General features: G+C 43.6%; 9 protein-coding genes. 7 read left to right on the plus strand and 2 right to left on the minus strand.

Annotated features, from left to right (window positions below; genetic code table 11):
- Positions 1-376 precede the first annotated feature (376 nt).
- On the plus strand, positions 377-817 hold the full coding sequence (locus DPF91_RS20950) for a PTS sugar transporter subunit IIA (RefSeq protein ID WP_117236379.1): 441 nt from the start codon (positions 377-379) through the stop codon (positions 815-817).
- 11 nt (positions 818-828) lie between these two features.
- Positions 829-2,226 (plus strand): PTS fructose transporter subunit IIBC, encoded by a 1,398-nt coding sequence (locus tag DPF91_RS20955; protein ID WP_117236380.1) that lies wholly within the window; start codon positions 829-831, stop codon positions 2,224-2,226.
- 169 nt (positions 2,227-2,395) lie between these two features.
- Here the strand turns inward: DPF91_RS20955 and DPF91_RS20960 are convergent, their stop codons facing one another.
- Complete coding sequence (locus DPF91_RS20960) at positions 2,396-3,409, minus strand: TRAP transporter substrate-binding protein (protein WP_420855630.1); 1,014 nt, start codon at positions 3,407-3,409, stop codon at positions 2,396-2,398.
- A 623-nt stretch (positions 3,410-4,032) separates the two neighbouring features.
- Here DPF91_RS20960 and hppD point away from each other — a divergent pair.
- The 4 genes from hppD to maiA are packed head-to-tail and all read left to right on the plus strand — an operon-like array spanning position 4,033 to position 8,000.
- Complete coding sequence (gene hppD / locus DPF91_RS20965; RefSeq protein ID WP_117236382.1) at positions 4,033-5,106, plus strand: 4-hydroxyphenylpyruvate dioxygenase; 1,074 nt, start codon at positions 4,033-4,035, stop codon at positions 5,104-5,106.
- Positions 5,099-6,250, plus strand: a complete 1,152-nt coding sequence (locus tag DPF91_RS20970; protein ID WP_117236383.1) for a homogentisate 1,2-dioxygenase — start codon at positions 5,099-5,101, stop codon at positions 6,248-6,250. Before hppD ends, DPF91_RS20970 begins: the two co-directional genes overlap by 8 nt.
- 27 nt (positions 6,251-6,277) lie before the next feature.
- Entirely contained in the window at positions 6,278-7,312 is a 1,035-nt protein-coding gene (locus tag DPF91_RS20975; RefSeq protein WP_117236384.1) for a fumarylacetoacetate hydrolase family protein, read from the plus strand.
- 19 nt (positions 7,313-7,331) lie between these two features.
- A complete protein-coding gene (maiA, locus tag DPF91_RS20980; protein WP_117236385.1) occupies positions 7,332-8,000 on the plus strand; it encodes a maleylacetoacetate isomerase in 669 nt (222 codons plus the stop codon).
- A gap of 44 nt (positions 8,001-8,044) precedes the next feature.
- On the opposite strand, the gene DPF91_RS20985 is transcribed toward maiA, so the two are convergent.
- Entirely contained in the window at positions 8,045-8,389 is a 345-nt protein-coding gene (locus tag DPF91_RS20985) for a DMT family transporter (protein WP_117236386.1), read from the minus strand.
- Between the two features lie 332 nt (positions 8,390-8,721).
- Here DPF91_RS20985 and DPF91_RS20990 point away from each other — a divergent pair.
- On the plus strand, positions 8,722-8,928 hold a 207-nt coding region (locus tag DPF91_RS20990; protein ID WP_206355536.1), incomplete at its 3' end, for a transposase.

Raw genomic sequence — 8,928 nt, forward strand, 5'->3', positions numbered from 1 at the left:
TAAATTACGTCTATTACTGTCGGTCACACTTTGTATTCTTAGATACAAAAATCCAGTTAATAAAACTAAATTACAGTTTTATTTCCATCTTTTTAGTCGGCGTGTTACCAGTAATAAACGGTGTCTCAGCAGGGTTTGCTGCTTTGTCGCCTTGGAGAACGTGCAAAACGTCTGTGACTTAAGGTTCTGAAGATACTTAATCAACACAATCGCCATTACTGATGATTTACTTTCGAATTTCATAGTCTAGTGAGATATTTATCACACTTGATATTCAGTGATACAAAAATACTATTTTTGCTTTTTTATTACTATTTCTGAAATTTTATTGTTCTTTTAAATTTAACTCATCAAATCAATACAAATGAGTTAAACCATGCTTGACCAATTAACAAATACCCAACTAATTAAGCGCCAGCTTAGTGCAACATCGAAAACAGAAGTATTTGAAGAATTAGCCCAAATGCTGTTCGACAATCAGTGCATCAATAATAAAGCTGCTTTCCTAGATGACATCCTGACTCGTGAATCTTTGAGTGTGACCTCTATGGACGGCATTGCTTACCCACATGCCAAGAGTAAGGCCGTAATAGAACCTGCAATTGCTGTTGGTGTGAAGCAAGAGGGGATTGATTACGGCGACGAAGATGGCGTGAATCCAACGGTATTTTTCATGATTGCCTCACCTGATAACGGTGCCGACCACCATATTTACGTTCTTCAAGAGCTGTTCGGCAAATTTGAAGAAACGTTTATTCAAAACATCCAAAACGCGAAAGATGAAACTCAGATCCTAAATATTCTAATTAATTCATAAGGTCATACACTATGAGCACTCTAACAGCACAGGCTACTAATAATAGTAGCGATTTTAAAAAGCTTTTAAGCACGATGAAGGGACACCTTTTATTTGGTACTTCACACATGTTGCCCTTCATTGTCGCGGGTGGTGTTCTACTTGCACTCGCCGTTATGGCGTCGGGTAAAGGTGCCGTTCCTGCTGACGGATTATTGGCTGATATTTCCAACATCGGTATTAAAGGGTTAGTACTTTTCCCAATTATCCTTGGTGGTTTTATTGGTTATTCAATCGCAGATAAACCAGCTCTGGCTCCTGCAATGATTGCTTCTGGCATCATGGCAGACATGGGGGGGGGGTTCCTTGGTTGTATCGTAGCGGGTTTTATTGCTGGTGGCGTGGTACATCAGCTTAAGAAGATTCCACTTTCAACCAACATGACAGCACTTGGTGCCTACTTTATTTATCCGCTAATCGGCACCTTGATCTCTGCAGGCATTGTCTTGTGGGGTATCGGTGAACCAATCAAGCTGTTTATGGCATCAATGAATGAGTTTTTGGCATCTATGGCGGGTGCTTCGAAGGTCGTTCTTGGTTCAATCCTAGGTGGTATGACAGCATTTGATATGGGCGGTCCAATCAATAAAGTTGCAACTCTATTTGCTCAAACTCAAGTAGACACTCAACCTTGGCTAATGGGCGGTGTTGGTATTGCGATCTGTACACCTCCATTAGGTATGGCGCTAGCAACATTCCTGTTTAAGAAGAAATTTACTAAACAAGAACAAGAAGCGGGTAAAGCGGCAGTCATCATGGGCTCGATTGGTATCTCCGAAGGTGCTATCCCATTTGCTGCGAATGACCCAATGCGTGTTCTTCCGTCAATCGTAGCAGGTGGTATTGTTGGTTGTGTGTTTGGTTTCCTAACAGACGTGTTACTTCACGCACCATGGGGTGGTTTAATTACAGCGCCTGTATCAAGCAACATTCCAATGTACGTAGTAGGTATCGCGTTAGGTTCATTAACAACGGCAGTGATCGTTGGTTTCTGGAAACCAATCGCTGAAGAAGAATCAGAAGAAGAGATGGTTCAAGCAACGCCTGTACAAGCGGTACCTCATGCTGGTGAAGGCGAGTACGATATCGTAGCAGTAACTTGTTGCCCATCGGGTGTCGCACACACCTTCATGGCAGCCAAAGCACTAGAGAAAGCGGGTGTTGCAGCGGGTCTGAAGATTAAAGTAGAAACTCAGGGTCAAAATGGTATCCAAAACCGAATAACTGACCTAGATGTCGCGAATGCGAAACTGGTGATTCTGGCTCATGACATTCAAGTGAAAGATGCACATCGCTTTAGTAACGCAAACGTCATTGAATGCTCAACGAAAGAAGCAATGAAAAACGCAGCAACACTAATTGTTGCTTAATCTAAGTAAGCTCCTAAGTATAGAGTCCTTCCCAAGGACTCTTTTTTTATTCACAAGTTAGATACCCAGTTAGTCCAGTTTCCAAAGAACCTCATAAACATTGATCGTTACAAAGAAAAAGCCCATCCAATGATGGGCTTCAAGTATGAAAGACGTATTCAATCTTAACTTATTCGTGGTTTAGGTAAGCCTTGGTTGAGATGTTAGTCCATGCACGCACTTTCTTTGCATAGTCAGCTTGAGAGTCGATAATTTTTTTTGCTAGAGGATCCTTTGCCGCTTGCTCTTCAAGAAGTTCGTTGGTTGCCGAGCGCATAGTCTCAAGGACCTCTGGCGGGAAATCACGCACTTTGATATCTGGGTAATCAGACTGCATGGTCGCCCAACTGTTTGCGTTCGCATCTAACGCTTGAGTGTACATATCAAATGCAGCAACACGGAACGAGGTCTCCAAGATCAACTGAAGATCTTTAGGTAGTTTATCCCAAGTCTTTTTGTTTACTAGGAATTGAGTCTCCGAACCTGGCTCATGCCAAGCGGTGTAGTAGTAAGGGGCAATTTTTTGGAAACCCATGCGTAAATCAAATGCTGGGCCCACCCATTCAAGCGCATCAATCGTGCCTCGCTCAAGCGAGGTATAAAGTTCTCCAGGTGCTATGTTCGTTGGTTTCGCACCAACTTTTGCAAATACTTCTCCTGCAAAACCGGGAATTCGCATCTTCAGACCTTTTAAGTCCTCGATTGAGTTGATCTCTTTTTTAAACCAACCTCCCATTTGAATATCCGAGTTACCTCCAGGGAAAGAGAGCAGGTTGTGTGGAGCGTAGACCTCTTGCATCAATTCCATGCCACCGCCTTGGTAGAACCATGCATATTGCTCAGTTGTCATCATTCCAAAAGGCATAGAAGAGAAGTAGAGAGTATTTGGTACCTTGCCTTTCCAGTAGTATGAACTCGAATGACCAAGGTCATACTGGCCTGACTTCACCATGTCAAATACGCCTAGCGGCGCTTTGTGCTTGTTCGCTGAGTCGATACGAATCTGTAAACGGCCATTGGACATTTCATTAGCAAGTTTTGCCATGTTCTTGCTGGCGTCACCAAGTATTGGTGTGTTTGGCCCCCAAGTTTCAGCAAGTTTGAGTCGAAATACTTTTTCTGCTGCTTGAGCAGAGAGAGACATTACCGCAATAAGAGCGACTGAGGTGGTTTTTATAAAGGGAATTATTTTACTTCTGACTGTCATGAGTTTTTCGTCCTTGGTTTTAATAATTATTGTCCAACCTTAGATTTACGACTTCTATCCATGAGGTCAATGTAACAAGAGTGTTGGCGGTCTATTTTTTGTAGAGTATTTGGTTGACATTTAACCGATTAAAGGGTGCTTTTATATAGTGGTTTGATGCTCATCCAGAAAATTATGCTGATAAATGAATTGAAATGAAGTGGAAATATTTATTGTCTAATTGTTGGCCTGGTCACATTACCTTAACAATTACTAGATGGAAGCTCCTCCAGCGATTTGACCCCAGCATGCCTCTCGATAAACAACCGGGGTAATATTTTCTTAACAATTATCCATTGACTGTAAAGTTAAGTTCAGCGTAATAAATGTCTGATTATTCGTTTATTTTGATCGTCTGCCTTTGTGTGTAACATTTAATTTACATTTCAAGTTATCTTTTATGACATTCTCCATCTTTCTTCAATGCTTTCCAATATTTCAGGTTGTGGGCCAAATTTAAGTGAGGACAAAACAACACTTAAACACGTAAATACAAATCAAGAGATACAGGGAGAAAGCTCATGGTGGACACATACAACCCCCTCGGTACGGATGGATTCGAGTTTGTTGAATACACCGCAGTCGACCACAAGGGAATTGAGCAGCTTAAAGCACTGTTTGTGTCACTTGGTTTTGCGGAGATTGCCAAACATCGCTCTAAAGAAGCTTGGTTATATCGTCAGGGTGACATCAACTTCATCGTCAATGAACAACCACATAGCCAAGCCGAACATTTTGCTCAGTTACACGGACCATCGGTATGCGGTATGGCTTTTCGTGTGAACGATGCGACCACGGCAATGACTCAGGCATCTAAGGGCGGAGGCGAAGAATACAAAACAGAAATTGGGCCAATGGAATTAAGTATCCCGGCTATTTATGGCATTGGTGAAAGCTTGATCTATTTTGTTGACCGTTACGGCAAGCAAAGTATTTACGACGTAGATTTCCGATTCTATGAAGATGCTGAAGAACGTATGGCAAAGGCCGATGCGGGTCTATATGAAATCGACCACCTTACTCACAACGTAAAACAAGGCAACATGGACTTGTGGTCGGGTTTTTATGAACGTATAGGTAACTTCCGTGAAATACGTTACTTCGATATCGAAGGTAAGCTTACCGGTTTAGTAAGTCGTGCGATGACATCGCCGTGTGGCAAAATTCGAATTCCTATCAATGAGTCATCAGACGACAAATCGCAGATTGAAGAGTTTATCCGTGAATACAATGGTGAAGGCATTCAACATATCGCCCTGGCAACAAATGACATCTACAAAACGGTGAAGACCTTGCGAGACCGCGGCATGGACTTTATGCCGACGCCTGATACTTATTATGAGAAGGTTGATGAGCGAGTGAAAGGGCATGGTGAAGATACAAACCAACTTCGTGACTTACGCATTTTGATCGATGGTGCGCCAATGAAGGACGGAATCTTACTGCAAATTTTCACGCAAACGGTAATTGGACCTGTGTTCTTTGAAATCATTCAACGTAAAGGCAATGAAGGCTTTGGTGAAGGTAACTTCAAGGCGTTGTTTGAGTCCATTGAAGAAGATCAGATTCGTCGAGGGGTATTAGACGATGCATAAGTGGATCTCCTTTCCTCATCGGGAAGGGGTGTGCTCGAAACAAGCGCATGCCGACTTCCCCACAGAGGCAATTTATGAGCGAGAAGCTGGCCGGAGTGGTTTTTTCGGTCCTGCGGCTCACTTTCATCATCAACATGCACCAACAGGCTGGTCTGAGTGGGAGGGCGATTTGCGTCCACGTGCTTTTGATTTCACTTTAGTAGAGAACGCAAGCCAGAGTTCGCCTTGGCGGGTACCTCACTTGTTACACAATGCGGATTGTAAAATTCGCGTCTGGCGGGTGGATGAAAAGATGGACTTTTTAGCGCGAAATGCTGATGGCGATGAGCTCTTATTTATTCACCAAGGTAGCGCCAATCTATACTGTGACTATGGCCACTTGGAGGTGAGCGAAGGGGATTATGTGATGATCCCACGCTCGACCAGTTGGCGACTAGAGCCTAATGAGCCGATGTTCGTTTTGATGATTGAAAATACAGATGCGGCTTACTCGTTACCAGAGAAAGGCATGGTCGGGAATCACGCGGTATTCGACCCAGCAGTGCTTGAATTACCATCAATTAATGATGAATTTCGTGCTCAGTATTCAGAGAATCAAACCCAAGTTCAGGTGAAGCGCCATGACCAAGTCAGCGTGATTACTTATCCATTTAATCCACTCGATGCTATTGGGTGGCACGGTGACTTGGCGGTGGTGAAAGTCAATTGGCGTGATATCAGGCCGTTAATGTCACATCGCTATCACTTACCGCCTTCTGCACATACCACCTTTGTTGGCGACGGTTTTGTGGTGTGTACTTTCGTACCTCGTCCAATTGAGAGTGATCCCGGAGCGTTGAAAGTTCCTTTTTACCATAACAATGACGATTACGACGAAGTGTTGTTTTATCACGCTGGTGACTTTTTTAGTCGTGACAATATTGAAGCGGGCATGGTGACTTTCCATCCTTCGGGCTTTACTCATGGACCGCATCCTAAAGCGTTTAAAGCAGGGCAAGAACACAAAAAGAAATTTACTGATGAAGTGGCCGTGATGATTGATACCCGCCATGCGCTGCAGTTCTCGAACGAACTCGATAGTGTTGAGAACAAAGAGTACGTGTATAGCTGGCGAGATATTGAATTACAAAAGATGAGCCAATAAGCCGCTGATAAGAGATAAGGAACAAGGATGAAACTAGCAACCAAGAGAAATGGTACTCGTGACGGCTTGTTGATGGTCGTGAGTAAGGACCTTAAAAAATGCATGCCAGCCACTGAAATATTTCATGCGATGCACCTAGCTCCAACCATGCAAGTGGCGCTGGACAACTGGGATAAGGTGGCTAGCCAGTTAAATGAACTATATGAGTCGTTAAATAAAGGCCATGTAACAGGTAGTGAGGTTTTTAACCAACAATTTTGCGAGTCACCGTTACCTCGTGCTTATCAATGGGCGGATGGCAGTGCTTATGTAAACCACGTCGAGTTAGTCCGAAAAGCGCGTGGTGCTGAGATACCAGAGAGTTTTTGGACTGACCCTTTAATGTATCAAGGTGGTTCAGATGCTTTTATTGGACCTTACGACAATATTGAGTTTGTGAGCGACGAGTGGGGTATCGATTTTGAGGGTGAGGTTGCTGTTGTAACCGGAGATGTCCCTATGGGGGCGAGTATTGAACAGGCACAAGATTCCATTCGCCTATTGATGTTAGTTAATGATGTGTCGCTTCGGGGCTTAATTCCAGCAGAATTAGCAAAGGGATTTGGCTTCTTCCAATCTAAACCCTCGTCCGCGTTTTCTCCCGTAGCGGTAACGCCTGATGAACTCGGTGATGAGTGGGCGGATAGTAAGGTGCATCTACCGCTGATATCAACCTACAACGGTACGGCTTTTGGCTGTCCGAATGCCGGGGACGATATGACCTTCAATTTTGCAGAGTTGATTGTGCACGCATCCAAAACACGTCCTTTGTCTACGGGGGCAATCATAGGCTCGGGCACAGTTTCCAATAAGCAAGGTACCGATTATGGCACTTCGATTGCGGAAGGTGGCGTTGGTTACTCATGTATTGCCGAGGTACGTATGATTGAGACGATTCGAGATGGGAAGCCAACAACAAAGTTCATGTCTTTCGGTGATTCGATTCGTCTAGAGATGTTCGATACTGCAGGTGACTCTATTTTTGGAGCTATTGACCAGAAAGTTTCCCAATATCAAGCATGATAACCAAAGAGGCCAAACTATGAGTAAGGGAATGACGCTCTTTGGTTATTGGCGCTCGTCAGCGGCATACCGTGTGCGTATAGGTTTAAATCTCAAGCAGCTGAACTACGAGTCTATATCGGTACACTTAGTGCGTAATGGCGGTGAGCAGCATGCGCCGCAATATCATGAACTTAACACCAGTGAGTTAGTTCCTGTATTGGTCGATGGTGACGTTCAACTCAATCAATCTTTGACCATTCTGCAGTATCTCGATGAAACCTATCCTGGCAATCTGCTTATCCCTGAGCTGTCACCGCTTCGATACCAAGCATTGGCGATGGCACAAGACATCGCAATGGAAATCCATCCACTCAACAATCTGCGTGTGTTGCAGTATCTAGAGCGGGAGCTTTCGCACGGGCAAGAGATCAAAATAGATTGGTTGCACTATTGGATGAACCAGGGCTTTTCTGCGCTGGAAGAGAAGTTGGCTAAGCATCGAAAAGTAAACGGTGATAGGATTTACAGTCTTACCAATTCACCAAGCATTGTTGACATCTGCTTGGTGCCACAGGTCTATAACGCGCATCGCTTTAATGTTGATATGGCGCCTTTTCCTTTGATTAACTCGATTGTTGAGGCCTGTAATCGGTTACCGGCTTTTATTGAGGCGATGCCCGAGAACCAAGCGGATGCAGAAGTTTGAGCGCAGAGTCTTAGTGGATTGTATTTAAAGCATGAGTGCTAAGCCTAATGACTCACTGAACTCGAAAATAAATTTATGATCACCACGCCTGCCAGAATCAAGGCAATGCCAATGATCGCGTAGATATCGAGTTTTTGTCCGTAGACCAACCAAGATAAAGCTGCGACGAGCACGATTCCTGCGCCACACCAAATTGCGTATGCGACACCAAGCGACATGGTTTGCACTGTAAGAGACAACAGGTAGAAAGCACTACCGTAGCCGACCAATACTGCTGCAGTCACGGGTAGAACAGTAAATTGTTGGGTCTTAGGCAATAAAGAAGTGGCGACAACTTCAAGTACAATTGCAAGTGACAGCATCACGGCTGGTGGGAGAGATAGGAGCATACTTAAGTCCACTATATTAAAAAAGGCGCACAGAATATCTTAGTTTTATGTCGAATTCATTTCATTTTCAGTAAGGAGCTATTTCAGGTATTAGAAGGGTTTAGCAACGATAATTTTAAGCAAGCTTAAGGAATGTTATGAATCCCTATGTATGTAACAACTACTGTAATGGTTAATAACTGCCGATATGTCGAAAAACCGAAAGAATGCATGGTTCTTACAGGAGCGCTGTTTTCTTTTCTGGTTGGAACGGATCGTGATGGCAATTAGAGACTGTCTTAAATTCTGTGTAACTGTCTAAACTTAAAGCCGTAATGGCTAAGGATAGGCACATGGATAAGAAAGCACTTGAAGCTTTTGCTAAAGAAGCTGCAAAGGGAATTAAAACTCCCGAAGACTTAACTGAATTCAGTCAGATGCTCAAAAAGATCACTGTTGAGGCTGCTCTCAACGCTGAAATGGATGAGCATCTTGGCTATGAAAAACACCAACCTTCTAAATCAAATAACAGCCGAAATGGAAAGAGTTCCAAGAGTGTA

This window comes from Vibrio maerlii, assembly GCF_003415655.1.
Taxonomy (GTDB): domain Bacteria; phylum Pseudomonadota; class Gammaproteobacteria; order Enterobacterales; family Vibrionaceae; genus Vibrio; species Vibrio maerlii.

Coding starts and splice junctions, on each gene's coding strand:
- maiA (WP_117236385.1), top strand. CDS start 7,332: ATGAGTAAGGGAATGACGCTCTTTGGTTATTGGCGCTCGTCAGCGGCA.
- hppD (WP_117236382.1), top strand. CDS start 4,033: ATGGTGGACACATACAACCCCCTCGGTACGGATGGATTCGAGTTTGTT.
- DPF91_RS20950 (WP_117236379.1), top strand. CDS start 377: ATGCTTGACCAATTAACAAATACCCAACTAATTAAGCGCCAGCTTAGT.
- DPF91_RS20955 (WP_117236380.1), top strand. CDS start 829: ATGAGCACTCTAACAGCACAGGCTACTAATAATAGTAGCGATTTTAAA.
- DPF91_RS20970 (WP_117236383.1), top strand. CDS start 5,099: ATGCATAAGTGGATCTCCTTTCCTCATCGGGAAGGGGTGTGCTCGAAA.
- DPF91_RS20985 (WP_117236386.1), bottom strand. CDS start 8,389: ATGCTCCTATCTCTCCCACCAGCCGTGATGCTGTCACTTGCAATTGTA.
- DPF91_RS20960 (WP_420855630.1), bottom strand. CDS start 3,409: ATGTCTCTCTCTGCTCAAGCAGCAGAAAAAGTATTTCGACTCAAACTT.
- DPF91_RS20975 (WP_117236384.1), top strand. CDS start 6,278: ATGAAACTAGCAACCAAGAGAAATGGTACTCGTGACGGCTTGTTGATG.